The organism is Streptomyces sp. NPDC087263 (genome assembly GCF_044744645.1).
Classification (GTDB): Bacteria; Actinomycetota; Actinomycetes; order Streptomycetales; family Streptomycetaceae; genus Streptomyces.
In genome coordinates, this window is record NZ_JBIUYT010000003.1 from 141,579 (window position 1) to 166,477 (window position 24,899).

Here is a 24,899-nt window from a genome sequence, read left to right on the forward strand (position 1 = left end):
ATGCGGAGCACACCGTGAACCTCAGCAGACGCACCGTCCTGCTCGCCGGAGCCGGCGCCGCCGCCGGACTCGTCCCCGGCCTCGCCGGTACGGCCGTCGCCGCCACCCGCGACCTCCAGCCGTACGCCTCCTACTGGTACCCCGACTCGCTGCCCGCCGGCACTCCGGGTACCGGCATCACCTGGCGCGGCCTCAAGACCTGGAGCGCCGCGACCGACGCCGACCTGGCGTTCAACGCCTCCTCCGTGCCGCTCGCCGCGCGCTTCACGCCCACTCCGGCGAACACGACCGCCCGCGGCGACCAGGCCCGCATCCAGTCCCTGGTCTCCTTCGGTCCCACGGCGAGCAACCCCTCACAGGGCGCGGCCACCGCCGACTACTACGCGCTCACCCACTGGGCGTACGTCGACGAACTCATCTTCTGGGGCGGCTCGTCGGGCGAGGGCCTGATCCTCGCCCCGAACGCACCCGTCGTCGACGCGGCCCACCGCCACGGCGTGCCCGTCCTCGGCAACGTCTTCCTGCCGCCCGTCGCCTACGGGGGACAGCTCCAGTGGACCCGCGACCTGGTCCAGAAGGACGCCACCGGGCACTATCCGCTGGCCGCCCAACTCGTCGCGGTCGCCGAGGCGTACGGCTTCGACGGCTGGTTCGTGAACGCCGAGACGAGCGGCGGAAACGCCGCGCTCGCCACCGACATGCTCGGCTTCCTGACGGAGCTCAAGGCGCTCGGCACGGCGAAGGGGCAGCGGGTCACCTGGTACGACTCGATGACCGTCGGCGGCTCGGTGAGCTGGCAGGGCGCGCTCAACAGCCAGAACCAGGCCTTCTTCCAGTCCGCCGACTCCATGTTCATCGACTTCCGCTGGTCGCAGACCACCCTGGCCTCATCGGGCACGCTGGCGGGGCAACTCGGGCGCAACCGCTACGAGTTGTGGGCGGGCGTCGACGTGGAGGCCAGCGGCACCAGCAAGTCGGTCAACTGGAACGCGATCGTGCCGACCACCGCGGCCCATGTCACCTCCATCGGCTTCTACCGGCCCGAGTGGACCCGCAACCACCTGCCCGCGACCCGTACCCCCGGCGACTTCCACGCCTCCGACGACCTGTTCTGGACCGGCGCCACCCTCGACCCCTCCAAGCCCAACCTCACGGCCACCTGGCGTGCCCCGGCCGTCTCCGTCGCCGACCGCTCCTCCGTCGCCTCCGTCCCCTTCGCGACCGCCTTCAACACCGGCCACGGCCTGAAGTGGTACGAGGACGGCGCGGCGACCTCGGACGCGGCCTGGAACCACCTCGGCCTCCAGGACCGGCTGCCGTCCCGCCGCTGGGTGGTGCGGACCACGGGCCAACGCCCCGCCGTCACCTTCGACTTCGCGGACGCCTGGCGCGGCGGCAGCAGTGTCCTCGTCGACGGCGCCCTCGACGCCCCGACCACTCTGGACCTCTACGGGACGCGGCTGCCGCTCGGCGCGGACACTGTGGTCGAGCTGACCCACCGCGTCGACTCCGGAAGCGTGCAGGTCGAGCTGGCCGTCGCCACCGCCGAGCCGGACACGGCGGGAGGCGCGCCCCCGTACACGTACTTCCCTGTGAGTACGGGCGACGGCTGGGAGACTTCAACCGTGCAGCTGACGGGAGTGTCGGGGGAGATACGTGCCATCGGCGTCCGGCTCACCGCGATCAGCGGTCCGGTGCGCTGGCGGCTCGGCGGCCTCGCGGTACGCGACGAGGTGGTGACCCCCGCCGAGCCCACCGGCCTGCGCGTCACGGACGCCGACACGGGCAACCTGCGCTTTGCCTGGGACGGCGCCCCCGGCCCCGTACGCCACTACGAGCTGTACCGGACGCTTCCCGATGGCACCCGCCGCTTCCTCGGCGGCACCTGCCAGCGCGCGTTCTACGCCGGCGGTCTCGTCGCCGAGCAGGGAGAGACCGAGGCACGGTTCGAACTGCGCGCGGTGGGGGAACTGTTCACCGTCTCGACTCCCACCACGACCACCCACACCTGGTAACAGGCACCACCCTCACCCCACGGAGCACTCTCATGCATGACGACCGCACCCTGGTCGAAGCCCGCCTCAAGCGCGTTCTCGACGAGCGCATCCGTCCCGCCGTGTACCCCGAGTCCGTCCCGCTCGAGGTCGCGGTGTGGCACGCGCCCGGCGAGCCGGTGCCGGTGGCCGAGGGACTCGCGGCCACCACGGAGCCGATCGAGGTGGGCGCGCGCTGGGGTGTTCCGTGGGGCACCAGCTGGTTCCGCGTCACCGGGACCGTCCCGGCGGCGTGGGCCGGCAAGGCCGTCGAGGCCCTGCTGGACCTCGGCTTCGACGAGAACATGCCGGGCTTCCAGTGCGAGGGGCTCGTCTACCGGCCCGACGGGACGCCGGTGAAGGGTCTCAACCCACGCAACCAGTGGGTCCGGGTCGGCGCCCCCGTCGAGGGCGGCGAGGAGGTCCTGCTGCACATCGAGGCTGCCTCCAACCCGGTCATCCTCGACTACCACCCCTTCCTGCCGACCCAGTTGGGCGACAAGGAGACGGCGGGCAGTGAGCCGCAGTACAAGCTTGAGCGCATGGACCTTGCGGTCTTCGACGAGAACGTGTGGCACCTCGTCCTCGACCTGGAGGTGCTCGGCGAGCTGATGGCCGAGCTGCCGGTGGAGTCCGCGCGGCGCTGGGACATCCTGCGGGCCGTGGAGCGGGCGCTGGACGCCGTCGACCTGCAGGACGTCAACGGCACGGCGGAAGCGGCGCGTTCACGGCTGGCCGGGGTGCTGGCCGAGCCCGCCGTGCCCTCCGCGCACCGGATCAGTGCAGTCGGACACGCGCACATCGACTCGGCGTGGCTGTGGCCGCTGCGCGAGACGGTCCGCAAGGTGGCCCGGACGACCTCCAACATGACCGCGCTCATCGAGGACGAGCCCGAGTTCATCTTCGCCATGTCGCAGGCCCAGCAGTGGGCCTGGGTGAAGGAGCACCGGCCCGAGGTGTGGGCCAAGGTGAAGAAGGCGGTGGCGGACGGGCGGTTCGTGCCCGCGGGCGGCATGTGGGTCGAGTCGGACACGAACATGCCGGGTTCGGAGGCGATGGCCCGTCAGTTCGTGCACGGGAAGCGGTTCTTCCTCGACGAGTTCGGCATCGAGAACGACGAGGCCTGGCTGCCCGACACTTTCGGCTTCGCCGCCGGGTTGCCGCAGATCATCAAGGCGGCCGGCTCCAAGTGGCTGCTGACCCAGAAGATCTCCTGGTCGCAGACCAACAAGTTCCCGCACCACACCTTCCAGTGGGAGGGCATCGACGGCACCCGCATCTTCACGCACTTCCCGCCCGTCGACACCTACAACTGCTCCATGAAGGGCAGCGAGATCGCCCACGCGGCGAACAACTTCAAGGACAAGGGCGTCGCCCGGCACTCCCTCGCCCCGACCGGCTGGGGTGATGGAGGCGGCGGCACCACACGGGAGATGATCGCCAAGGCGGCCCGGCTCAAGGACCTCGAAGGCTCCGCCACGGTGGTCTGGGAGACGCCCGAGGAGTTCTTCAAGCAGGCGGAGGCCGAATACCCCAACGCCCCTGTATGGGTCGGCGAGTTGTACCTCGAACTCCACCGCGCCACGCTCACCAGCCAGGCCAAGACCAAGCAGGGCAACCGGCGCAGCGAACACCTCCTGCGCGAGGCCGAGCTGTGGGCGGCGACCGCGGCCGTACGGACCGGATTCCCCTATCCGTACGAGGACTTGGACCGCATCTGGAAGACGGTGCTGCTCCATCAGTTCCACGACATCCTGCCCGGCTCCTCCATCGCCTGGGTGCACCGCGAGGCGCGCGCCACCTACGAGCGTCTCGCCGGCGAGCTGAACGGCATCATCGACGCGGCCCAGCAAGCCCTGGCCGGCGAGGGCTCGGCCGACCTGGTCTTCAACTCGGCGCCGCATCTGCGCGACGGCGTTCCGGCGGGCGGCGCGCGGACCCCGGCCATCGACGGAAGCGTCGCACTCGCGCCCCGCGTCAACGGCGGGTTCGTCCTCGACAACGGGCTGCTGCGGGTCGGCATCGACGCACAGGGGCTCGTCGTATCGGCGTACGACATCGAGGCCGACCGGGAGACGGTCGCGCCGGGTCAGGCCGCGAATTTGCTCCAGCTGCACCCGGACTTCCCGAACATGTGGGACGCCTGGGACGTCGACGAGTTCTACCGCAACACGGTCACCGACCTGGTCGACGCCGACGAGGTCGTGCCCGGTGCTGACGGTGTGTCGGTCCGGATCGTCCGGTCCTTCGGCGTGTCGCGGGTCACCCAGGTGCTGTCGCTCGCGCCGGGGGAGCGGCGGCTCGGCATCGACACCGAGGTCGACTGGCACGAGACCGAGAAGTTCCTGAAGCTCGCCTTCCCGCTCGACGTGCACGCCGAGCGGTACGCGTCCGAGACCCAGTTCGGGCACTTCTACCGGCCGACGCACACCAACACGAGCTGGGAGGCGGCCAAGTTCGAGGCGTGCAACCACCGGTTCGTGCACATCGAGGAACCGGGGTGGGGCGTCGCCCTGGTCAACGACTCGACGTACGGGCACGACGTGACCCGGACCGTCCGTGACACCGACTCCGGGACGACCACCACCGTGCGCGTCTCACTGCTGCGCGCCCCGCGCTTCCCCGACCCCGAGACGGACCAGGGCGTGCACCGTTTCCGGCACGCGCTGGTGGCGGGCGCGGCGATCGGGGACGCGGTGCGCGAGGGATGGCGGATCAACCTGCCGGAGCGCCGGGTGACCGGCTCCCAGGAGGTCGCGCCGCTGGTGGGCGTCGAGCAGGACGCCGTCGTCGTGACGGCGCTCAAGCTGGCCGACGACGGCAGTGGTGACGTGATCGTCCGCTTCCACGAGTCACGCGGAGCCCGTACGAGCGCCACGCTGACGACGGGCTTCGAGGTCGCGGATGTCACGGTGACCGACTTGCTGGAACGCCCGCTGGCGGACGCCACCGTGCCCGAGCTGGACGGCGACCGGATCACCCTGCGCCTGCGTGCCTTCGAGCTGGTGACGCTACGGCTGACTCGAGCCTGAGGAGCTCCCGGCACCCGGTGCGGACCGTCGTGATCGCGGCTCACCGGGTGCGGGCCGTGGTGCGGGCGGCTCGACCGATGTGGGCGGTTCCGGCTCCGAGGTGAGCTGGGACCGCAGCCACTGTTCCACCTCACCCACGTGCGCGGCGGCGGCCGCCCTGGCCGCCTCCGGGTCGTGCGCGACGAGCGCCCGGTGAATCGCCGCGTGCTCGCGCCGGGTGCGCTCGAAGGCGCCCTCCTCCTGGTAGCCGCGCCAGACCCGGGCACGGAAGGTGCGGGAGGAGAGGCCTTCCAGGATGGCCGCCATCGTCTCGTTTCCGGCCGCTCCGGCGATGGCGCGGTGGAAGGCGAGGTCGTGCGAGAGGATCTCCTCCGGGTCGTCCGTCGCGTTCATCGCGGCGAGGTGTTTCTCCACGTCGGCGAGCTGGTCCGCGGTGATCCGAGCCGCGGCCAGCGCGGTCGCCGTCGACTCCAGGATCCGCCGGATCTCAAGGAGCTCGACCAGGCGAGGCCCCCGGGACAGATCGGCCACCACACCGAAGGTCTCCAGGAGGTCCCCGGCCTCCAGCTGGGTGACGTAGATACCCGATCCGTGCCGCGCCTCCAGCACCCCGAGGACGGTGAGCGCGCGGATCGCCTCGCGCATCGAGCTGCGGGACATGCCCAGCTGGGCGGCCAGATCGCGCTCGGTCGGCAGTCGCTGACCCGGCTCCAGCTTGCCCTCGCCGATCATCGCCTTGATCCGCTCGATGGCGCGCTGCGTCACGGTGCCCTTCTGCGGGGCGGGCTCGTCCACGCGTCTACCTCCTGTTGCCGGGTGCGCCGCAGTCTAACCAGGCAAGTGGTCGGACCACTACGGCCGAAAACAAGGAAAATTTGGCGTCAGGGGGTGTTGTGACCCCGAAGTGGTCTGATAAATATTCGTCGCGGCGGCTGGAAGAGGGACTCTCCGGCCACGCGTCCTGCTCGATCTCGCTCAATGAGGAGCCGTCAGATGGCCGGCAGAACCGTGCGGAACAGGCGAATCTCGTCGCGAGCGGTGCGTGCGGCGGCTGCGGCCGCGTGCGCCACCCTCGTGCTCGCGGCTTGCGGAAGCACCAAGGACGACGTCGCCTCGGGCGACGCAGGAGGCGACGGCAACGGCAAGGTCGGGGTGATCCTGCCCCTGCTGACCTCGCCGTTCTGGCAGTCGTACAACGACTACGTGCCGAAGATGGCGAAGTCCGAAGGCGTGGACGCGCTCAAGACCGTCAACTCCAACAGCGACCCGTCGCAGCAGATCACCGACATCAACAACACGCTCAACCAGGGCGTCGAGGGCATCGTCGTGGCCCCCCTGGACAGCGCCGCGATCGCCGCGGGCCTCGACCAGGCCGAGCGCAAGGGCGTTCCCGTGGTCGCCGTCGACGTGGCGCCCGAGAAGGGCAAGGTCGCCATGGTCGTACGCGCCAACAACGTGGCGTACGGCGAGAAGGCCTGCGAGTACCTCGGGGCGCAGGTCAAGTCCGGCAAGGTCGTGCAGATCATGGGCGACCTGGCGTCGGTCAACGGGCGTGAGCGCTCGGAGGCCTTCCGCTCCTGCGTCAAGGAGAAGTACCCGAAGCTGTCGGTCCTGGAGATCCCCGCGAAGTGGGAGTCCGACACCGCGGCCTCCAAGCTGGACACCCTCCTGAACGCCAACCCGGACATCAAGGGCATCTACATGCAGGCCGGCGGCGTCTACCTCGCGCCCACCCTGCAGACCCTCAAGTCCAAGGGAATGCTGAAGACGGTCGGCCAGGCGGGCCACATCACCATCGTCTCGAACGACGGCATCCCGCAGGAGTACGACGCGATCCGCAAGGGCGAGATAGACGCCACCGTCTCGCAGCCCGCGGACCTGTACGCCAAGTACGGCATGTACTACATCAAGGCGGCGATGCAGGGGAAGACCTTCAAGCCCGGCCCGACCGACCACGACTCCGAGATCGTCAAGCTGCCCAGCGGCATCCTCGAGGACCAGCTGCCCGCGCCGCTGGTGACCAAGGACAACGTGGACGACGCCTCGCTCTGGGGCAACACGGTCTGATGAGTACACCACTGGTGGAGGCACGGGGGGTGGCCAAGCGGTACGGCCCCACCGTCGCCCTCCAAGACGGCCAACTCACCGTGCTCCCCGGTGAGTCGCACGCCCTCGTCGGCCGCAACGGCGCGGGCAAGTCGACCCTCGTCACCATCCTCACCGGCCTCCAGGCCGCCGACGAGGGCACGGTCCGCTTCGACGGCGAACCGGCGCCCCCGCTCGCCGACCGTGACGCCTGGCGCCGCAAGGTGGCCTGCGTCTACCAGAAGCCCACCGTCGTACCGGAGTTGACGGTCGCCGAGAACCTCTTCATCAACCGGCAGCCCACCGGGCGCGGCGGCCTCATCAGCTGGCGCAGGCTGAAGTCCGAGGCCGCGGCGGTCCTGGAGACCTGGGACGTGCATGTCGACCCGGACGCGCGGACCGCCGACCTCAAGGTCGAGGACCGCCAAATGGTCGAGATCGCACGGGCGTTGAGTTTCGGCGCCCGCTTCATCGTGCTTGACGAGCCGACCGCGCAGCTCGACAACCGCGAGATCGAGCGGCTCTTCACCCGCATGCGGGCGCTCCAGGACTCCGGTGTCACCTTCCTGTTCATCTCGCACCACCTCCAGGAGGTGTACGAGGTGTGCCAGACGGTCACGGTGTTGCGCGACGCCCGCTGGATCACCACCGCGCCGGTCGCCGACCTTCCGCGCGCCGCGCTGGTGGAGGCCATGGCGGGAGAGGTGATCGCCGAACAGTCCGTGCAGGTCAGGAAGGTGGACCGGGAGGCGCCGGTCATCCTCGACGCCAAGGGGCTCACCTCGGACGCGTACGAGAACGTCGATCTCACCGTCCGCCGCGGCGAGGTCGTCGGCCTCGCCGGCTCCAGCGGGAGCGGGAAGATCGAGCTGGCCGAGTCGTTCGCCGGACTGCACACGCCGACCGGCGGCACCGTCCAACTCGGCGGCGAGCGGCTCCCGTTCGGTGACGTACAGGCCACGCTCAAGGCGGGCGTCGGCTTCGTCCCGCGCGACCGGCACGACCAGGGCCTCGTCTCCGGGATGACCATCGGCGACAACGCCACCATGACCGTCCTGAACCGCCTGGGCCGCTACGGCTTCATCGGCACCGACCGCAAACGCGGCTTCGCCACCGAGCTGATCGAACGCCTCGACATCCACACGGAGGGCCCCGACCAGCCCGTGTCCGACCTCTCCGGAGGCAACGCGCAAAAGGTCGTCATGGCCCGCGCCCTCGCCTCCGACCCCCGCCTTCTCGTCCTCGTCAACCCCACCGCGGGCGTCGACGTGAAGTCCAAGGAGTCCCTGCTGTCCCGTGTGGACAGCGCCAGCGAGGACGGCACCGCCGTCCTCGTCGTCTCCGACGAACTCGACGACCTGCGCCGCTGCGACCGGGTCCTCGTCCTCTTCCACGGCCGCGTCGTCGCCGAACATCCGGCGGGCTGGCGCGACCACGAGCTCATCGCCTCCATCGAAGGAGTGGACCATGGCTGACACGAAGGCCCCGTCGGCCTCGACCGCCACCCCCGTACGCGTGCCCGACCCCCGCGCCGCCAAGGCGGTACTGCTCCGCCGGGCTCGCGAACTCGCCCTCGTACCAGCCCTGTTGCTGCTGCTGGTGCTCGGCGCGTTCGTCAACGACTCCTTCCTCACCGAGCGCAATCTGATCTCCATCCTGGGCGCCTCGGCGGCGCTCGCGATGGTGGTGCTCGCCGAGTCGCTCGTCCTCATCACCGGCAAGTTCGACCTGTCGCTCGAGTCGGTCGTCGGTATAGCGCCGGCCGTCGGCGCGCTCCTCGTGCTGCCTGTCGCGTCCTCCGGCTGGGGCACGGAGTTCCCCGCCGTGGTCGCCATCCTCGCGATGCTCGTGGTGGGCGGGGTCGTCGGCGCCTTCAACGGCCTGCTGGTCGTGAAGCTCAAGCTCAACGCCTTCATCGTCACCCTCGCGATGCTGATCGTCCTGCGCGGACTGCTGGTCGGCGCCACCGAGGGCAAGACGCTGTTCGGGATGCCCGACTCGTTCTTCTCGCTGGCCACCACCACCTTCCTGCGCATCCCGATGTCGGTGTGGCTGGCCGCCGTCGCCTTCGGCGTCGCGGGTCTGATCCTCAGGTACCACCGCATCGGACGCGCCCTGTACGCCATCGGCGGCAACCCGGACGCGGCCCGCGCGGCCGGTATCCGCGTCGAGCGCGTGATGCTCGGCGTCTTCGTCGTCGCGGGCGTCCTCGCCGCCGTCGGCGGGATCATGCAGACCGGGTACGTGGGTGCGATCAGCGCCAACCAGGGCAACAACATGATCTTCACCGTGTTCGCGGCCGCGGTCATCGGCGGCATCAGCCTCGACGGCGGCAAGGGAACCATGTTCGGCGCCCTGACCGGCGTCCTGCTCCTCGGCGTCGTACAGAACCTGCTCACGCTCGCCCAGGTGCCGTCCTTCTGGATCCAGGCCATCTACGGCGGAATCATCCTGGTCGCCCTGATGATCGCCCGTGTGACCACGGGCCGCGCCCAGGACTGACACCCCGCACCGCAGGGGCACCCCCACTCCACTTGGTCACCCCGCCCCCCACGGTCACCGAGGATCCCCTGTCACCGATCGAAAGGCCTTCCGTGTCCCCGATCCCCGCCCGCGTCACCGCGGTCGACACCTACGACATCCGCTTCCCCACCTCGCGCGAGCTCGACGGCTCCGACGCGATGAACCCGGACCCCGACTATTCGGCGGCGTACGTCGTCCTGCGCACCGACGCGGCCGACGGCATCGAGGGGCACGGTTTCACCTTCACCATCGGGCGGGGCAACGATGTCCAGGTCGCCGCGATCGACGCGCTGCGCGGGCATGTGGTCGGACGGTCCGTCGACGAGCTGTGCGCCGACCCGGGCTCGCTGGGCCGCGACCTGATCGGCGACAGCCAGCTGCGCTGGCTCGGTCCCGAGAAGGGCGTGATGCACATGGCGATCGGCGCCGTGGTCAACGCCGTCTGGGATCTGGTGGCCAAGCGCGCGGGCAAGCCGCTGTGGCAGCTGCTCGCCGACGCCGAGCCCGAGTGGCTGGTGGGGCAGGTCGACTTCCGCTACATCACGGACGCGCTCACCCCCGACGAGGCGCTGGACCTGCTGCGGCGCGGCAGACAGGGCGCCAAGGACCGCCAGGCCCGGCTCGTCGAGCGCGGCTTCCCCGCCTACACCACCTCACCCGGCTGGCTCGGCTACAGCGACGAGAAGCTCACCCGCCTCGCATCCCAGGCCATCGCCGACGGCTTCACCCAGATCAAGCTGAAGGTCGGCGCCGACCTGGCGGACGACATACGCCGCTGCCGGGTCGCCCGTTCCGTGGTCGGCCCCGACATCCGCATCGCGGTCGACGCCAACCAGCGCTGGAACGTCGACGAGGCCATCGCCTGGACGAAGGCCCTCACCGAGTTCGAGCCCTACTGGATCGAGGAGCCCACCAGCCCCGACGACGTCCTCGGCCACGCCGCCATCCGCAAGGCCGTCGCACCGGTCAAGGTCGCCACCGGCGAGCACGTCCAGAACCGCATCATCTTCAAGCAGCTCCTCCAGGCCGGGGCCATCGACGTCCTCCAGATCGACGCGGCCCGTGTCGGCGGCGTCAACGAGAACCTCGCCATCCTGCTGCTCGCCGCCAAGTTCGGCGTACCGGTCTGCCCGCACGCGGGCGGCGTCGGCCTGTGCGAACTCGTGCAGCACCTCTCGATGTTCGACTACGTGGCCCTCTCCGGCACCACCGAGGACCGGGTCATCGAGTACGTCGACCATCTGCACGGCCACTTCCTCGACCCGGTGGTGATCCGCGAGGGTCACTACGCGGCCCCCGCCGCACCCGGCTTCTCGGCCACCATGCGGCCCGAATCCATCGCGGAGTTCACCTTCCCCGACGGCACCTTCTGGGCCGCCGACCTCGCCGAGCAGTCACTCACCGACCCGAAGGGAGCAGCGGCATGACCGACTTCGAAGGACTCAAGGCACTCGTCACAGGAGGCGCCTCCGGAATCGGGCGGGCCGCCGCCGACCTGCTCGCCGCCCGTGGCGCCCAGGTCGCCGTCCTCGACCTGGACCCGTCCTCCGTCGAGAAGCCGCTCCTCGGCTACCGCGCCGACGTCTCCGTCGACGCCTCCGTACGCGAGGCCGTGGCCGCCGCCGTCGCGGAACTGGGCGGACTCGACATTCTGATCAACAACGCGGGCATCGGCGCCGCCGGCACCGTCGAGGACAACGACGACGAGCAGTGGCACCGCGTCCTGGACGTCAACGTCGTCGGCATCGTCCGTACGACCCGCGCGGCCCTGCCCCACCTGCGTGACTCCGAGCACGCGGCGATCGTGAACACCTGCTCCATCGCCGCCACCGCCGGACTCCCGCAACGCGCCCTGTACTCCGCCACCAAGGGCGCCGTCCTCTCCCTCACCCTCGCGATGGCCGCCGACCACCTCCGCGAAGGCGTCCGCGTCAACTGCGTCAACCCCGGCACGGCGGACACCCCGTGGGTGAGCCGCCTCCTCGACGCGGCCCCCGACCCCGCCGCCGAACGCGCCGCCCTGGAGGCCCGCCAGCCCTCAGGCCGCCTCGTCTCGGCAGCCGAAGTCGCGGGCGCCATCGCCTACTTGGCGAGCCCGCTGTCCGGCGCCACCACCGGCACCTCACTGGCCGTCGACGGCGGTATGCAGGGTCTGCGGCTGCGCCCGGCGGGCCGGTGAGCACGCTCGGGAAGAGCGGCGTCGAGGTCAGCCCCCTGGCCTTCGGCGCCGCCGCCATCGGCAACCTGTTCACCGCTGTGAGCGACGAGCAGGCGTACGAGGCCGTGGACGCCGCCTGGTCGGGCGGCATCCGCTACTTCGACACGGCCCCGCACTACGGCATCGGCCTCGCCGAGCGACGTCTCGGCGCGGCCCTGCGCGACCGTCCACGCGCCGAGTACACCGTCTCCACCAAGGTGGGCCGCCTCCTGGAGCCAACGGACGGGGATGCCGGCGGTGACGACCTGGACAACGGTTTCGCCGTGCCCGCCACCCACCATCGCGTCTGGGACTTCAGCGCGGACGGCGTACGGCGGAGCCTGGACGCCAGCCTCGAACGCCTCGGCCTCGACCACGTGGACGCCGTCTACCTCCACGACCCCGACGACCACGCCGAGCAGGCCTTCCGCGAGGCCTACCCGGCCCTGGAGAAGCTGCGCGCGGCAGGCGTGCTGGGGGCGATCGGCGTGGGCATGAACCAGACCGAGATGCTGACCCGCTTCGTAAGCGACACGGACGTCGACGTGGTCCTGTGCGCCGGCCGGTACACCCTGCTCGACCACCGCGCCCTCACCGAGCTGCTGCCCGCCGCCCAGGACCGCGGCACGTCCGTCGTCATCGGCGGCGCCTTCAACTCCGGCCTGCTGGCGGACCCGAAACCGGGAGCGACCTACAACTACGCCGTCGCGGCACCCGAGTTGCTGGACCGCGCGCTACGGCTGAAGGCGATCGCCGAACGGCACGGCACGACCCTGCGCGCCGCCGCCCTGGCCTTCCCCGCCGCCCACCCGGCGGTGGCGAGCGTCCTCGTCGGCGCCCGCTCACCGCACGAGGTCCGCGACTGCGTCGAGCAGTTCGCGACCGCGGTACCCGCGGCCTTCTGGCAGGAACTACGCGCCGAGAACCTGCTGCCCTCCGATGCCCCCGTACCCGTACAGGAGCCGTCATGAGAGTCGCGCTGCACACCAAGGTCCGCGCGGACCGCATCGCCGAGTACGAAGCGGCCCATCGCAAGGTCCCCGCCGAACTGACCAGGGCGATCCGGGCCGCAGGAGCCACCTCCTGGACGATCTGGCGCAGCGGCACCGACCTCTTCCACCTCCTGGAGTGCGAGGACTACGACCGGATGCTCGCCGAACTGGAGAAACTGCCCGTCAACATCGCCTGGCAGGCCAGGATGACGCAACTCCTCGACGTCGTACACGACTACTCGGGCGAGGGTGCGAAGGCTGCCCTGCCCGTCGTATGGGAGCTGCCATGAGCGTCGACGCCCACCACCACGTCTGGGACCTCTCCGTACGGGACCAGGACTGGATCACCGGACCCGAACTCCAGCCCCTGCGCCGTAACTTCACCATCGCGGACCTGGAACCCGAAGCGCGGTCCGCCGGAGTCGACCGCACGGTCCTCGTGCAGACCATCACCGTGGCTGAGGAAACCCCCGAGTTCCTCGCCCTGGCGGCCGAGAGCGAGCTGATCGGGGGAGTGGTCGGCTGGACCGACCTGACCGCGCCCGAGGTCGCCGACGAGCTCGCGAGGCTGCGGGAGTTGCCGGGCGGGCGGTATCTCAAGGGCATCCGTCATCAGGTCCAGGGGGAGCCCGACCCCGAATGGCTGCTGCGTCCGGACGTACGGCGCGGACTTGTCGCCCTCGCGGAGGCGGGGCTCGTCTACGACCTGGTCGTCCAGCCCCACCAACTGCCCTCCTGCGCCAAGGTGGCGGCGCTGCTGCCCGAACTCACCTTCGTACTGGACCATGCGGGCAAGCCGCCCATCGCCGCCGGCGAGCTCGAACCCTGGGCATCCGACGTCCGTGCCCTGGCCGCCCGGCCCAACACGGTGTGCAAGCTCTCCGGCATGGTGACGGAGGCGGACCCCGCGAAGTGGACGCCGGACGACCTGCGCCCGTATGCGAACACCGTCCTGGACGCCTTCGGACCGCACCGCCTGATGTTCGGCTCCGACTGGCCGGTGTGCATCCTGGCGGCGACCTACGACCAAGTGGCCGACGCCGCACAGGAGTTGACCGCCGGTCTCAGCGCAGACGAGCGTGCGCAGGTCTTCACGGACACCGCCACCCGCGTCTACCGCCTCTGAGCCACCGAGTCGAGCCGGGTCGGCGGCAGGAACTCGCGCACGTACGTCCGGTGCCAGCACGCGCCCGACTCGCGCAGCTCGCGCCAGGTCGTGTAGCGGTAACGGTAGAGGCTCGCGCGGACATAGCGGGGCGGCGAGTCGGCGGGGAACGGGGAGCGGCGCAGCAGCCGTAGCGTGTCCCGGTCGTTCTCCAACAGCCGCTCCACGAGACCCGCGAACCAGGACTCGGCGTACGCGGGGGAGAGTGCCGCGAACCACATCATCCAGTCGAGCCGCAGATGGTACGGCGCGAACTGGCGCGGCCAGTGGCGCGGATCGCCCGGCTTACCCCTGAACTCGTACTCCCGCCAGTCCGAGTCCTCCCGCGGCAGGTCGTCCGCCGTGCCCTCGACGATCACCTCGTGGCGCACTCGGCTGACACTGCCGAACGCTCCGTAGGTGTTGACCAGATGGAGCGGGTCGAAGGAGCGGTTCATGACCTGGTGCCGGGAGAGCATGTTGCGGACCGGGTGGTAGCCGAGCGCCAACAGCGCCGCGGCCACGGCGAGGATCACGACCTCGTACCAGAGCGGTGTCCCGGACACCTCCGGTGCGGTGGTGGGGAACTCGACCGCCGACAGGGCCAGCACGATCGTGATCCAGTTCAGCCAGGAGAAGTTGCCGGACAGGATCAGCCACAGCTGCGTGAGGATCATCAGCGAGGCGGCGGCCGTGGCGATCGGCTGTGGAGTGAACAGGAGGAAGGGGACCGCCAGTTGGGTGACGTGGTTGGCGGCCACCTCGACCCGGTGGATGGGCCCCGGGAGGTGGTGGAAGAACCAGCTCAGCGGGCCCGGCATCGGCTGGGTCTCGTGGTGGTGGTCGAGGCAGGTCAGCTTCCGCCAGCACTCGTCGCCCCGCATCTTGATCAGCCCGGCGCCGAACTCGACGCGGAACAGCACCCAGCGCAGCAGGAAGAGCACGACGATGGGTGGCGCCACCTGGTCGTTGCCGAGAAAGACGGCGAGGAAGCCGACCTCCAGGAGCAGCGACTCCCAGCCGAACGAGTACCAGGTCTGACCGACGTTGACGACGGACAGGTACAGCACCCACGGGACGAGCCACAGCACCATGGCACCCCAGAGCGGCAGTTGAGAGTCCAGGCCCGCGATCAGCGCCACCGACACCGCGCAGCCCGTCCAGCACCAGGCCGCGAAGAAGCGGTCCGAGTAGCGCAGTTGGAACACGCTCGGCGCCCGGCGGAACGGCGTCCGTGCCACGAAGCGGGGGACCGGCAGCATCCCGCGCTCCCCGATCAGCGCACGGAACTGCAACGCCGCGCCCAGGAACGCGACGAGGTACAGCACGGCGAGCGCCCGCTGGAAGACCAGTCGGCTCAGCCAGTACTCGGGTGCGACGAACCACTCCACGACGGGCGTGCTCCTCTCATTCCCAGTGTGACGCCGGGTGACCGCCTCCGCTTGCGTGACCCAAGCGGGTGACGCTGACAATGGTGGACGAACTGCCCGGCATGGACGGGAGAACGTGGTGCACACACCCGCCAGAACCCTTGTCACGGCCTGCGCTCTCTCGGCGGCGTTCCTCGTCGCGGGGTGCGGCGACGGGGACAGGGACCAGGCGTCCGGCGGCGGTGAGCTGTTCCTGGAGCCGGTCGCGGCTCGGGGCGACACTCCCTTCACGGACTCCACCGCCGATTCCCCCGCGACCCCGCCCCCCGTCACCCGAACGCAGCAATCGACCCCCGCCGGCAGCGACTCCGTACGCTCTCTCTCGGGCTCGACGCCGGGCCTCTACGGCGGCGTCCACTCCGTCGGCAGCTGCGACGTCGAGCGGCAGGTCGCCCTCCTCGCCGAGGACCGGACCAAGGCCCGCGCCTTCGCGCAGGTCACCGGCGTTTCCCAGGCCTCGCTCCCGAGCTATCTGCGGGGCCTGACCTCGGTCGTGCTGCGGGCCGACACACGGGTCACGAACCATGGCCTCAGCGGTGAGCGGGCGACCGGCCGTCAGTCGGTCCTCCAGACGGGCACCGCCGTACTCGTCGACAACCGGGGAGTGCCGCGTGTCCGCTGCGCCTGCGGAAACCCGCTGAAGCCGCCCGTCGAGTCCGGGGGGTCCCCGGGTACCCACGGCCAGGCCTGGTCCGGGTACCGGACCGCCGAGGTCGTCGTCGTGAACCCGGCGTCCACGGTCATCACCAACATCACGATCATCAACATCGTCAACAACACCTGGATCGAGCGACGGATCGGCGACGACGGCCGCCACGACCACGCCGTACCGCGGCCGGACGACTGGTCACGGTCCCCGGAGCCCGAGGGCCCGGCCTCGGGCGGTCACCCGAGGCCGGACGGCACCCGGCCGGACGAGACGGCGTCCCACTGCGTGACACCGACCGTGACGGCCACTCCGGGCGAGACCGGGAGCGCTCCGGCCGACCCCTCGGACCGCACTCCGGACGAACCCGCGGACTGCGCCACGGCCACCGTCACCGCCCCGCCCACGACGGATCCCGGAAGCACCCTGACCCCCTGGGACGAGAGCGTCTCCCCGGAGACGGGAACGATCACTCCCGGCCAGTCCACCCCCGAGGACCCCCTGACCAGCGAAAACCTCACCTCACCGGAGGAGACCGTCATCCCCGACGAGCCCTCCTTCCCGCTGGACCCGACGACATCGAGCGAGGAGGTCGGCCCCGACACCGTCCCGGAAAGCCCCGATCCGCCGGACGGCGGCGGCCTGATCCCCGACGACCCGGCCCCCTCGGACAGCGTCTTCGACGCCGCGACCGCCGTGACCGGCGCCTGAGCGTCCGCTCGGCCATGGACCCCGGAGCCCCGCCTTCGTAAGTCGCGGTCGAATAATCCGGCAAATCCTGACAAAGTGGCCACATGGTTGATCGGGGAGCGAGCGCCCTGTCACTCCCGGACGACTGGCCCGCCCACCCGGATCCGATCCTGGCGCTCAACCGCATGGGCAGCTTCGACTGGGACCTGGACACGGGCCTGTTCCAGATGGACGCCCAGGCCCACGAGGTCTTCGACGTGTTTCCCGAGGAGTACGACGGGAACCCGAGGACCCTGGCCATCCGTGTGCCTCCGGCCGAGGGCATACGCCTGGACACCCTGGTCTCCCAGGCGCTCAAGGACGGCAGCGAGAACTACGGCGCCTACTTCCGTATCCGCACCCGCCAGGGCTCCCTGCGCTGGACCCACACGCAGGGCTACATCCGCCGTGACGGTACCGGCAGACCCCGCCGGATCATCGGCATCGTCCGGGACGCCACACAGGAGCTGAGCGAGCGCGCGGCGCGCCGTGAGCAGGCCGCCCAGGACCAGGTCCGCCGCCAGCAGACGAGCGTCGTACAGATCACCACGGCGGCACTGGCCCACGCCCGCACCGTCCAGGACGTCATCGACGTGCTGGACGACACCCACGGCATCACCCACCTCGGGGCGACGAGCCTGGTCATGGGCCTGGTGGAGGCCGGCCGCATCAACATGGTCGCCGCGGGCCCCGAGGACAGCTACGTGCCGGGCACCCGGATCACGCGCATGGACGCGCAGTACCCGATGAACGAGGTCGTACGGACCCTCGTACCGCACTTCATCGAGTCACCGGAGGAGTTCGCCGAGGCATACCCCCTCCTGTGGCCGCACATCACCGACCTGAAGATCACCGCGGCCGCGTATCTGCCGCTCATCGTGCAGGCCCGGCCGATCGGCGCGATCGGACTGCTCTACGACGATCGGCACGGCTTCTCCGAGGAGGACCGCAACGTGCTCCTGGCGCTCGGCAGCAGCATCGCGCAGAGCCTCCAGCGGGCCATGTTCTTCGAGCAGGAGAAGGACCTCGCCCAGGGCCTCCAGCAGGCCATGCTGCCGCGCTCCATCCCCAGCGTGCCCGGCGCGGACATCGCCGTCCGCTACCGCTCCGCCTCCCTCGGCAGGGACATCGGCGGCGACTGGTACGACGTGATTCCGCTGCCCGGCGGTCGCGTCGGTGCCGTCATCGGCGACGTCCAGGGCCATGACACGCACGCCGCCGCCGTCATGGGCCAGCTGCGCATCGTGCTGCGCGCCTACGCCGCCGAGGGCCACACCCCGGCCACCGTGATGGCCCGCGCCTCGGTCTTCCTCAAGGAACTCGACACCCAGCGCTTCGCCACCTGCCTGTACGCGGAGGCCGACCTGTCCACCGGTGTCGTCCAGCTGGTCCGGGCCGGCCACATCGACCCACTGGTCCGGCGGGTCGACGGCAGCTGCTACCCCCTGCCCGTGGCAGGAGGCCTGCCGCTCGGCCTGTCCGCCGAGTTCGGGCGCCTGGAGTACCCGGTCGGCACCTTCGAGCTGGACCCCGGACAGACCCTGCTGATGTACACCGACGGCCTGGTCGAGCAGCCGGGCATCGACCTCGACGAAGGCATGCGCACCCTCCGGGCGCTCATCCGCACCGGCCCGGACGACGTCCACGACCTCGCGGACCGGCTCATCGACGTGGCCGAGGACCGCGGCGGCGACGACGATGTCGCGGTGCTGCTCCTGCGCCGCCGCACGCTGACCGCCCAACAGACAGGCGGGCGTGTTCAGCAGCATGTCGCGGCAGGTGACCCGGAGGCACTCGCCGAGGCCCGGTACATGATCCGGGCCGCCGTCACCTCCTGGGGCGCGGCGGAGCGCGCCGACGAGATCGTGCTGGTCGCCGACGAACTGATCACCAACGCCCTGATGCACACCGAGGGTCCCGCGATCGTCACTCTGCGCGTCCTGACGGGCACCGAACGCCGGCTGCGCGTCGAGGTCGAGGACTCCTCCAGCGCCCTGCCGCGGCGCCGCGAGGCAGGTGAGTCCGGTGTCTCGGGCCGCGGTCTCCTCCTCGTCGACCGGCTCACCGACGTCTGGGGCGTGGAGGCCCGCGGCGGCGGCAAGTGCGTGTGGTGCGAGTTCACCGTTGCGGAACGGGACTGACCAACGGTCCACCTGGTGATGTCGGCGCCGGGTGGCACCCTTGACGTATGCCGGAACTGCCCGAGGTCGAAGCGCTGAAGGACTTCCTGGCCGACCACCTCGTCGGCCGTGAGGTCGTACGCGTGCTGCCCGTCGCCATCAGCGTGCTCAAGACGTACGACCCTCCGGTCAGCGCCTTCGAGGGCCGCGAGGTCACCGCCGTGCACCGGCACGGCAAGTTCCTCGACATCGAGGCCGACGGACTGCACTTCGTGACGCACCTGGCCCGCGCGGGCTGGCTGCACTGGAAGGACACCCTGCCGGACGGGCCGCCCCGCCCCGGCAAGGGCCCTCTCGCGCTGCGGGTCGCCCTGGCGACCGGCGAGGGCTTCGACCTCACCGAGGCCGGCACCCAGAAGAAGCTCGCCGTGTACGTCGTACGGGACCCGGCGGATGTCCCCGGCGTCGCCCGCCTCGGCCCCGACCCGCTCGCCGACGACTTCGACGAGGTGCGGTTCGCCGGGCTGCTGGCAGGCGAGCGGCGCCAGTTGAAGGGCGCGCTGCGCGACCAGAGCCTGATCGCGGGCGTGGGGAACGCGTACAGCGACGAGATCCTGCACGCCGCCAAAATGTCGCCCTTCAAGCTCGCCGCCACACTGAACGCCGAGGAGACCGGCCGCCTGTACGAGGCGCTGCGCGCCACGCTCACCGAGGCCGTGGAGCGCTCCCACGGGCTGGCCGCCGGGCGCCTGAAGAAGGAGAAGAAGAGCGGACTGCGGGTGCACGGACGAGCCGGAGAGCCCTGTCCGGTGTGCGGCGACACGATCCGCGAGGTGTCCTTCAGCGACTCCGCGCTCCAGTACTGCCCGACCTGCCAGACAGACGGGAAGCCGCTCGCGGACCGTCGGATGTCAAAGCTCCTGAAGTAGCCCCGCACCGACTGGTCCTGACGTCAGCTGCCGGTGCCCGCATCGAGCGTCACCAGGTGCTCGCCGTCGGTCGTGCGCACCTCGAACCGACTGATCTCCTTGGACTGTAGCGCGGCGCCGCCCTGCATGCTGGTGGTCTGGCCGGTCTCCCCCCGTGCCATCCAGCTCGTCACCGTCTGCTCGGAACCGTCCTTGCCGATCGCGACGAGTTGACAGGGCCGCGGTCCTGCCGAGTCCTTGACCAGCACATCGACCTGGCTGCCCCAGACCCGGTCCTCGGAGGTGACCTGGGCCCACACACCGGTCTCCGCGTCCGTCGCGGCGACCTGTGTGGTGGGGGTGCCGTCCGCCGTGGCGATCGCGATCGCGGGCCCGCCCGCCGCGAACACCACGGAGGCGGCCACGGCGTACAACCACCGTCGCCGGCCGGCCTTGTGACGGTTCGCCACCTCGCCGAGCAACCGGTCCAAAAGCCGCGGCCCGGGCGCGGCGAAGGGGTGCACCGAGCGCGGGGTGGCACCCCGGTACAGCATCAACTGCCGTGCCGCGGGCCGGAATTCACTCACATGGGCGGCGCACTGAGGGCACTCCATGAGGTGATCCTCGAAGCGGAAGGCATCCGCCTCGTTCAGCACGCCGAGCGCGTAGGCGCCGACGTCGCGATGCCGTTCCAGGGACCTCATACCGATTACCGAATCCTCGTGGCGATGGGGGTGATGGTGCGGGGTGGGAGTGCTGTTGCCCACCGGTACGCACCAGACCGCCGAATCACTCAAGACTCGTTCGGAATGGCGACCAGGACGTTCGGAGCAAGGGGACCCGCGGATTGGTGCGGGCACGGAAAAGTTTGGCGAGCGGGGCGGATGGTCAGAAGAGATGGATCGCCAGATGCCCCAGTGGCAGCCCCAGTCGCCAGGCCGGCGTCCACACCTTCGGACCGTCGTCCTCGCCCGGGACAGGCCCGCCACCAGGCACGGCGTCCAGGTCGGGGGCGAGCAGTTCGGTCTCCTCCAGCCAGCGCCAGGCCGCCGAGGCCAGCTCCAGGTCCGGGTCCGGTGCGCTCGAGTCGATGGCCCGGGCAGCGAGCCGCGCCAGGTGTTCGCGCACCCAGTCCCGCCACGGCTGGTCGTACGCCGTCAGCGAAAGCCAGGTCTCCAGCTGGGTGATGACCCTGATGCCGGAGAGCTCACCGCCGGCGTCGGACAGGAAGATGGTCAGCGCCAGGGCATCCCGCCCCGCGCGGAACTCGAAGGACGTGGGCGGCATCAGGTCGCCGGTCCGCAGCAGTTCGTCGGCGATGTACTCGGCGTACAACCACGCCATGGGGACGGTGAGTTCGCCGCCTCCGGTGCCATCCGTGCTCTCTTGACCTCTGTGCAGCATCCCTTCCTGCCTTCCTCCGGTGCGTGCGCGTGGCCCGACCCCGGGCCCCAGTCCGGAACACGGATGAAGACAGCAGATTGCCCAACCATGGTCCTCGGCAGGCGCTTTACCGAAGTTTGACTCGACCTTTGGTTTCACCGCAGGTCGGCCGCGTATCCGGGAAGTACCCGGCGCAGGGCGCGGAGCGCGTAGTAAGCGCGGGACTTCACCGTACCGGGCGGAATTCCGAGCGCCGCGGCGGCCTCCGCCACACTCGCCCCCTGGAAGTACACCTGCACCAGGACTTCACGGTGCTCGGGAGTGAGAGTCTTCACAGCCTCCCGCACATCGAGCGTCGCCGCGGACCTTTCGGCGTGATCGGCGCAGACGCGCGCACTTTCCAGCACCGCGTCCCCGACCTCCGGCGGCCGCGCCTGGCGGGCCCGCCGCGCGTCGATCGCCAGCCGCCTCGCGACGGTGAGCAGCCAGGGGCGTACGGAGTCGAAGGCGTCGGCACGCAGCGCCTCGGGGTTCTGCCAGGCCCGTACGAAAGTCTCCTGCACCAGGTCCTCGGCGCGCTGCCGGTCGCCGTCGGAGAGCCGCAGGAGCAGCGCGAAGAGGGGCCGACCGTGCTCGCGCTGGAGTGCGGCCAGCTCGTGCTCGGCGGTCGTTCCGCGGGTGATGGTGGTGGTTCCGGCCGTCATGGCGTGTATGCCAGCCGGTGTCGCTCCGTGAGGACAGGGTCGGCACACGGTTGTGCGCTGGGCGGTCGAAGCAGTCGGTGAACGGTGCGGTGAGCGGTTCATCGGGGCGGTGAGGTGCTGTCCCGCTGCGGGGGACTGCGGCCCGACCCCTCTCGCCCGAAGGGCTCGTCCTCGGACGCCGGACGGGCAGAAGGCGTGCGTTGCTCCCTGACTCCTGAGTACGCGTGGACATGGATTCGTGTCACTTCAGACGTACATATGACCGCATCGGGGCTGGGTATGACCACACGCGGACGACAGACCAGCCGGGCCATCGCGACCGTACTCGTCGTAACGGGCTGTCAGGCCGCCCAGGACCCGCCGGTCCGGGTGAGCGGGCAGCCCGCAGCATCCTCCGACCCTCGCGAGTTCACCCTCGTCGCCTCCGGTGACGTACTGCCGCACACCGCGATCATCGAGCGCGCGAAGGCGGACGCGGGCGGCAACGGATACGACTTCCGGCCGATGCTCGCCGGAGTCCGGCCCGTCGTGTCCGGCGCCGGTCTGGCGATCTGTCACATGGAGACCGTGTACGGCGCGGACGGCGACCACACGGGTTACCCGACCTTCAAGTCCCCGCCGGAGGTGGCCGAGGGGCTCGCCGCGACCGGCTACGACGCCTGCTCCACCGCCTCCCACCACACCCTGGACGACGGAGCCGAGGGGATCCGGCGCACCCTGGACGCGTTCGACCGCGCGGGTGTGCGGCATGCCGGCTCGGCGCGCGCGGAGGCCGAGAGCGGCGCCACCGTGGTGCGGGCAGGCAGCACCAAGGTCGCGCATCTCGCGTACACCTACGGCACGAACGGCTTTCCGCTCCCGCAGGGGCAGCCCTGGGCCGTCAACGTCATCGACCCCGACCGGATCGTCGCGGACGCCCGGGCCGCCCGGCAGGCGGGCGCCGACGTGGTCGTCGTATCCCTGCATCGGGGCACCGAGTGGCAGGACGAGCCGGACGAGCGGCAACTGTCACTGAGCAGGCAGCTGACCGCCTCCCGGACCGGCGGGCGGCCCGACATCGACCTCATCCTCGGCACGCACGCCCATGTCCCGCAGGCGTACGAGAAGGTCAACGGCACCTGGGTCGTCCAAGGTCAACGGCACTTGGGTCGTCCACGGCATGGGCGACCAGATCGCCGCCGCGATGTCCAACCACCAGGGCGTCACCGATCCGCGGGGCAACGAAAGCACCATCGGCCGTTTCACCTTCGCCCCGCCCGCGCGCCAGGGCGGCCGCTGGGAGGTGAAGAAGGCCGAGTTCATCCCGCAGGCCTTCGACCTCGACGCCGGCCGCGTGGTCAACCTCAACGCCGCCCTCGCGCAGGCGGCGAGGTCGTCGGCGTACGCGACCGGATCCGGTCCGTCGTCCTCAGCCGGGGCGCGGCCCAGGACGGTCTGCTGATGGGCCGGTAGGCCGGCTACCGACGTGCTGTTACGGCACGACAGTGACCGGCCAGCGCCCCGCCTTCACCAGCCGGATCGCCACGGACCCGACGATCCGGTGGCCCGCCTGCTCGGAGGCGCCCACCACCACGGCGTCCGCCTTGAGCTGGTCCGCCGCGGTCACCAGGCCGTTGTACGGGTCGCCGCGGAAGGTGTGGAACTCCCAGCGCACCTCGAATATGCCCTTGAGCCGCTCGGCGGAGTCCCGGATCTGCGCGACCAGATCCTCGGCGATCTCGTCCGTCGTCTCGGCGACCGGCACCCCCATCGCCGCGCCCGCCGCCATCACGGGCTGGACATAGACCACGGCGAGCAACGCGTGCTGGCGTCGGGCCAGGCCTCCCGCGTATGCCATCGCGCGGAGAGAGGAGTCGGAGCCGTCCACTCCGACGACAATGACCTTGGGACCATCCGTGCCCCGCTCGAACCCCTGCGAGTGCTGCTGTTCCGTCACGGCTGCGAGGTTATCGCCACCTCCAGGTCCGGGAGCCACCTGGGCACCCGCGGCCGGGTCACCCGAATTCGCGGGGCCATTGGTGCGCCGCCGCCGAAATGGTCCCATCGGGTGCTTTCGTGGGCCCGCACCGGTGTTGCTGAACAGCACCGCCCCTCAACTGGGTGACTGATGAGTCATGAAAAAGGATCAGCTGCTTACCCGGCGCCGGGCGTTGATCGCCGGTACCGCCGTCCTGGGGGCGGCCGGTGCGGCGGGCACGGCCCACGTCCTCACCGCCGAACCGGCCACGCACCCGGTACGCAGTGCCCCACCAGCCTCGGGCCCGCAGGCCCGCAGTGCCGTCAAGCCCTCCGCCTACCGGCTCCAGCCCATGACCGGATACGGTCCGCCGCGCGCCAGGGCCGGGCGGACCCTCGTCCGCCACGAGCCGTTCCTGCGCGTGTCCGGGCGCGGCCGCAACATGGTGCTGACCTTCGACGACGGCCCCGATCCGCGCTACACGCCGGACATCCTCCGCACCCTGCGCGACTACGACGTGCGGGCGATGTTCTTCGTGTGCGGGGAGATGGCCGTCGACAACAAGGACCTGCTGCGCGAGATGGCCGACGACGGACACACCGTCGGCAACCACACCTGGTCCCATCCGCTGCTGACCAAGCTCTCCCGCTCGGCGATCCACTCCGAGATGGAACGCACCTGTGAGGTCATCGACGACGCCTACGGTGAACCGCCCACCTGGTTCCGCGCGCCCTACGGGGCCTGGAACCGGGCGGCCTTCCAGCTCGGCGCCGACCTGGGTATGGAGCCGCTGGCCTGGACGGTCGACACACTCGACTGGACGGCCCCGGGCACCCGCACCATCGTCAACCGGGTGGAGGGCGGTGCCGCCCCGGGCGTCGTGGTGCTCTCGCACGACGCGGGCGGCGACCGCTCGCAGAGCGTACGGGCGCTGCGCGGCTATCTGCCGCAACTGCTGGATTCCGGCTACCACATCACGGTGCCGCGACGGCAGTACGCCTAGGACGGGGTTCCAC

The 24,899-nt window shown here is 70.6% G+C and carries 19 protein-coding genes and 2 pseudogenes; 15 read left to right on the top strand and 6 right to left on the bottom strand.

The window, feature by feature from the left end; all coding sequences use genetic code 11:
• Positions 1-14: 14 nt before the first annotated feature.
• A complete protein-coding gene (locus ACIPC1_RS09950; protein WP_402515113.1) occupies positions 15-2,015 on the top strand; it encodes an endo-beta-N-acetylglucosaminidase in 2,001 nt (666 codons plus the stop codon).
• 32 nt (positions 2,016-2,047) lie between these two features.
• Positions 2,048-5,065 carry an alpha-mannosidase gene (locus ACIPC1_RS09955; RefSeq protein ID WP_402515114.1) on the top strand — a complete coding sequence of 1,006 codons (3,018 nt, stop codon included), beginning with the start codon at positions 2,048-2,050 and terminating at the stop codon, positions 5,063-5,065.
• Between the two features lie 102 nt (positions 5,066-5,167).
• Here the strand turns inward: ACIPC1_RS09955 and ACIPC1_RS09960 are convergent.
• A pseudogene (locus tag ACIPC1_RS09960) lies at positions 5,168-5,860 on the bottom strand (FadR/GntR family transcriptional regulator); the annotation flags it as partial.
• Positions 5,861-6,058: 198 nt separating this feature from the next.
• On the opposite strand from ACIPC1_RS09960, the gene ACIPC1_RS09965 reads away from it, so the two are divergent.
• From ACIPC1_RS09965 to ACIPC1_RS10000, 8 genes are all read left to right on the top strand, one after another.
• On the top strand, positions 6,059-7,132 hold the full coding sequence (locus tag ACIPC1_RS09965) for a sugar ABC transporter substrate-binding protein (protein WP_402515116.1): 1,074 nt from the start codon (positions 6,059-6,061) through the stop codon (positions 7,130-7,132).
• On the top strand, positions 7,132-8,625 hold the full coding sequence (locus tag ACIPC1_RS09970) for a sugar ABC transporter ATP-binding protein (RefSeq protein WP_402515119.1): 1,494 nt from the start codon (positions 7,132-7,134) through the stop codon (positions 8,623-8,625). The genes ACIPC1_RS09965 and ACIPC1_RS09970 overlap by 1 nt, the downstream gene beginning before the upstream one ends.
• Positions 8,618-9,652, top strand: a complete 1,035-nt coding sequence (locus ACIPC1_RS09975; protein ID WP_402515121.1) for an ABC transporter permease — start codon at positions 8,618-8,620, stop codon at positions 9,650-9,652. The genes ACIPC1_RS09970 and ACIPC1_RS09975 overlap by 8 nt, the downstream gene beginning before the upstream one ends.
• A 92-nt stretch (positions 9,653-9,744) precedes the next feature.
• On the top strand, positions 9,745-11,100 hold the full coding sequence (locus ACIPC1_RS09980; protein WP_402515124.1) for an L-fuconate dehydratase: 1,356 nt from the start codon (positions 9,745-9,747) through the stop codon (positions 11,098-11,100).
• Positions 11,097-11,852, top strand: coding sequence for an SDR family NAD(P)-dependent oxidoreductase (locus ACIPC1_RS09985; RefSeq protein WP_384390923.1), 756 nt, complete (start codon positions 11,097-11,099; stop codon positions 11,850-11,852). The genes ACIPC1_RS09980 and ACIPC1_RS09985 overlap by 4 nt, the downstream gene beginning before the upstream one ends.
• Positions 11,849-12,841: an aldo/keto reductase gene (locus ACIPC1_RS09990; protein WP_402515127.1), complete on the top strand. Its 993-nt coding sequence runs from the start codon at positions 11,849-11,851 to the stop codon at positions 12,839-12,841. Before ACIPC1_RS09985 ends, ACIPC1_RS09990 begins: the two co-directional genes overlap by 4 nt.
• A complete protein-coding gene (locus ACIPC1_RS09995; RefSeq protein ID WP_402515129.1) occupies positions 12,838-13,152 on the top strand; it encodes an L-rhamnose mutarotase in 315 nt (104 codons plus the stop codon). The genes ACIPC1_RS09990 and ACIPC1_RS09995 overlap by 4 nt, the downstream gene beginning before the upstream one ends.
• A complete protein-coding gene (locus ACIPC1_RS10000; RefSeq protein WP_402515130.1) occupies positions 13,149-13,988 on the top strand; it encodes an amidohydrolase family protein in 840 nt (279 codons plus the stop codon). The genes ACIPC1_RS09995 and ACIPC1_RS10000 overlap by 4 nt, the downstream gene beginning before the upstream one ends.
• Here the strand turns inward: ACIPC1_RS10000 and ACIPC1_RS10005 are convergent.
• Positions 13,976-15,397 (bottom strand): lipase maturation factor family protein, encoded by a 1,422-nt coding sequence (locus ACIPC1_RS10005; RefSeq protein WP_402515132.1) that lies wholly within the window; start codon positions 15,395-15,397, stop codon positions 13,976-13,978. The genes ACIPC1_RS10000 and ACIPC1_RS10005 overlap by 13 nt on opposite strands.
• A gap of 115 nt (positions 15,398-15,512) precedes the next feature.
• Between ACIPC1_RS10005 and ACIPC1_RS10010 the strand changes: the two genes are divergently transcribed.
• The 3 genes from ACIPC1_RS10010 to ACIPC1_RS10020 all read left to right on the top strand — a co-directional run bounded on the left by ACIPC1_RS10010 (position 15,513) and on the right by ACIPC1_RS10020 (position 19,860).
• Positions 15,513-16,793 carry a DUF6777 domain-containing protein gene (locus ACIPC1_RS10010; RefSeq protein WP_402515135.1) on the top strand — a complete coding sequence of 427 codons (1,281 nt, stop codon included), beginning with the start codon at positions 15,513-15,515 and terminating at the stop codon, positions 16,791-16,793.
• 83 nt (positions 16,794-16,876) lie between these two features.
• Positions 16,877-18,952 (top strand): SpoIIE family protein phosphatase, encoded by a 2,076-nt coding sequence (locus tag ACIPC1_RS10015; protein ID WP_402515137.1) that lies wholly within the window; start codon positions 16,877-16,879, stop codon positions 18,950-18,952.
• Positions 18,953-18,999: 47 nt separating this feature from the next.
• On the top strand, positions 19,000-19,860 hold the full coding sequence (locus tag ACIPC1_RS10020; protein ID WP_402515138.1) for an Fpg/Nei family DNA glycosylase: 861 nt from the start codon (positions 19,000-19,002) through the stop codon (positions 19,858-19,860).
• A 23-nt stretch (positions 19,861-19,883) separates the two neighbouring features.
• Here the strand turns inward: ACIPC1_RS10020 and ACIPC1_RS10025 are convergent, their stop codons facing one another.
• From ACIPC1_RS10025 to ACIPC1_RS10035, 3 genes are all read right to left on the bottom strand, one after another.
• Positions 19,884-20,543 carry an anti-sigma factor family protein gene (locus tag ACIPC1_RS10025; RefSeq protein ID WP_402515139.1) on the bottom strand — a complete coding sequence of 220 codons (660 nt, stop codon included), beginning with the start codon at positions 20,541-20,543 and terminating at the stop codon, positions 19,884-19,886.
• A 184-nt stretch (positions 20,544-20,727) separates the two neighbouring features.
• On the bottom strand, positions 20,728-21,243 hold the full coding sequence (locus ACIPC1_RS10030) for a hypothetical protein (protein ID WP_384390949.1): 516 nt from the start codon (positions 21,241-21,243) through the stop codon (positions 20,728-20,730).
• A 134-nt stretch (positions 21,244-21,377) separates the two neighbouring features.
• Positions 21,378-21,926 carry a sigma-70 family RNA polymerase sigma factor gene (locus ACIPC1_RS10035; RefSeq protein WP_402515141.1) on the bottom strand — a complete coding sequence of 183 codons (549 nt, stop codon included), beginning with the start codon at positions 21,924-21,926 and terminating at the stop codon, positions 21,378-21,380.
• Positions 21,927-22,205: 279 nt separating this feature from the next.
• Here ACIPC1_RS10035 and ACIPC1_RS10040 point away from each other — a divergent pair.
• Positions 22,206-23,378 (top strand): annotated as a pseudogene (locus ACIPC1_RS10040) (CapA family protein).
• Positions 23,379-23,397: 19 nt separating this feature from the next.
• On the opposite strand, the gene ACIPC1_RS10045 reads toward ACIPC1_RS10040, so the two are convergent.
• Positions 23,398-23,862 (bottom strand): universal stress protein, encoded by a 465-nt coding sequence (locus tag ACIPC1_RS10045; RefSeq protein ID WP_402515144.1) that lies wholly within the window; start codon positions 23,860-23,862, stop codon positions 23,398-23,400.
• Between the two features lie 178 nt (positions 23,863-24,040).
• On the opposite strand from ACIPC1_RS10045, the gene ACIPC1_RS10050 reads away from it, so the two are divergent.
• Positions 24,041-24,886 (top strand): polysaccharide deacetylase family protein, encoded by an 846-nt coding sequence (locus tag ACIPC1_RS10050; protein WP_402515145.1) that lies wholly within the window; start codon positions 24,041-24,043, stop codon positions 24,884-24,886.
• Positions 24,887-24,899 lie beyond the last annotated feature (13 nt).

Excerpts from the sequence above, each read along its gene's own strand:
- ACIPC1_RS09955 (WP_402515114.1), top strand. The coding sequence starts at position 2,048 with ATGCATGACGACCGCACCCTGGTCGAAGCCCGCCTCAAGCGCGTTCTC.
- ACIPC1_RS09965 (WP_402515116.1), top strand. The coding sequence starts at position 6,059 with ATGGCCGGCAGAACCGTGCGGAACAGGCGAATCTCGTCGCGAGCGGTG.
- ACIPC1_RS09970 (WP_402515119.1), top strand. The coding sequence starts at position 7,132 with ATGAGTACACCACTGGTGGAGGCACGGGGGGTGGCCAAGCGGTACGGC.
- ACIPC1_RS09975 (WP_402515121.1), top strand. The coding sequence starts at position 8,618 with ATGGCTGACACGAAGGCCCCGTCGGCCTCGACCGCCACCCCCGTACGC.
- ACIPC1_RS09985 (WP_384390923.1), top strand. The coding sequence starts at position 11,097 with ATGACCGACTTCGAAGGACTCAAGGCACTCGTCACAGGAGGCGCCTCC.
- ACIPC1_RS09995 (WP_402515129.1), top strand. The coding sequence starts at position 12,838 with ATGAGAGTCGCGCTGCACACCAAGGTCCGCGCGGACCGCATCGCCGAG.
- ACIPC1_RS10000 (WP_402515130.1), top strand. The coding sequence starts at position 13,149 with ATGAGCGTCGACGCCCACCACCACGTCTGGGACCTCTCCGTACGGGAC.
- ACIPC1_RS10015 (WP_402515137.1), top strand. The coding sequence starts at position 16,877 with ATGGTTGATCGGGGAGCGAGCGCCCTGTCACTCCCGGACGACTGGCCC.
- ACIPC1_RS10020 (WP_402515138.1), top strand. The coding sequence starts at position 19,000 with ATGCCGGAACTGCCCGAGGTCGAAGCGCTGAAGGACTTCCTGGCCGAC.
- ACIPC1_RS10025 (WP_402515139.1), bottom strand. The coding sequence starts at position 20,543 with ATGAGGTCCCTGGAACGGCATCGCGACGTCGGCGCCTACGCGCTCGGC.
- ACIPC1_RS10030 (WP_384390949.1), bottom strand. The coding sequence starts at position 21,243 with ATGCTGCACAGAGGTCAAGAGAGCACGGATGGCACCGGAGGCGGCGAA.
- ACIPC1_RS10035 (WP_402515141.1), bottom strand. The coding sequence starts at position 21,926 with ATGACGGCCGGAACCACCACCATCACCCGCGGAACGACCGCCGAGCAC.
- ACIPC1_RS10050 (WP_402515145.1), top strand. The coding sequence starts at position 24,041 with ATGAAAAAGGATCAGCTGCTTACCCGGCGCCGGGCGTTGATCGCCGGT.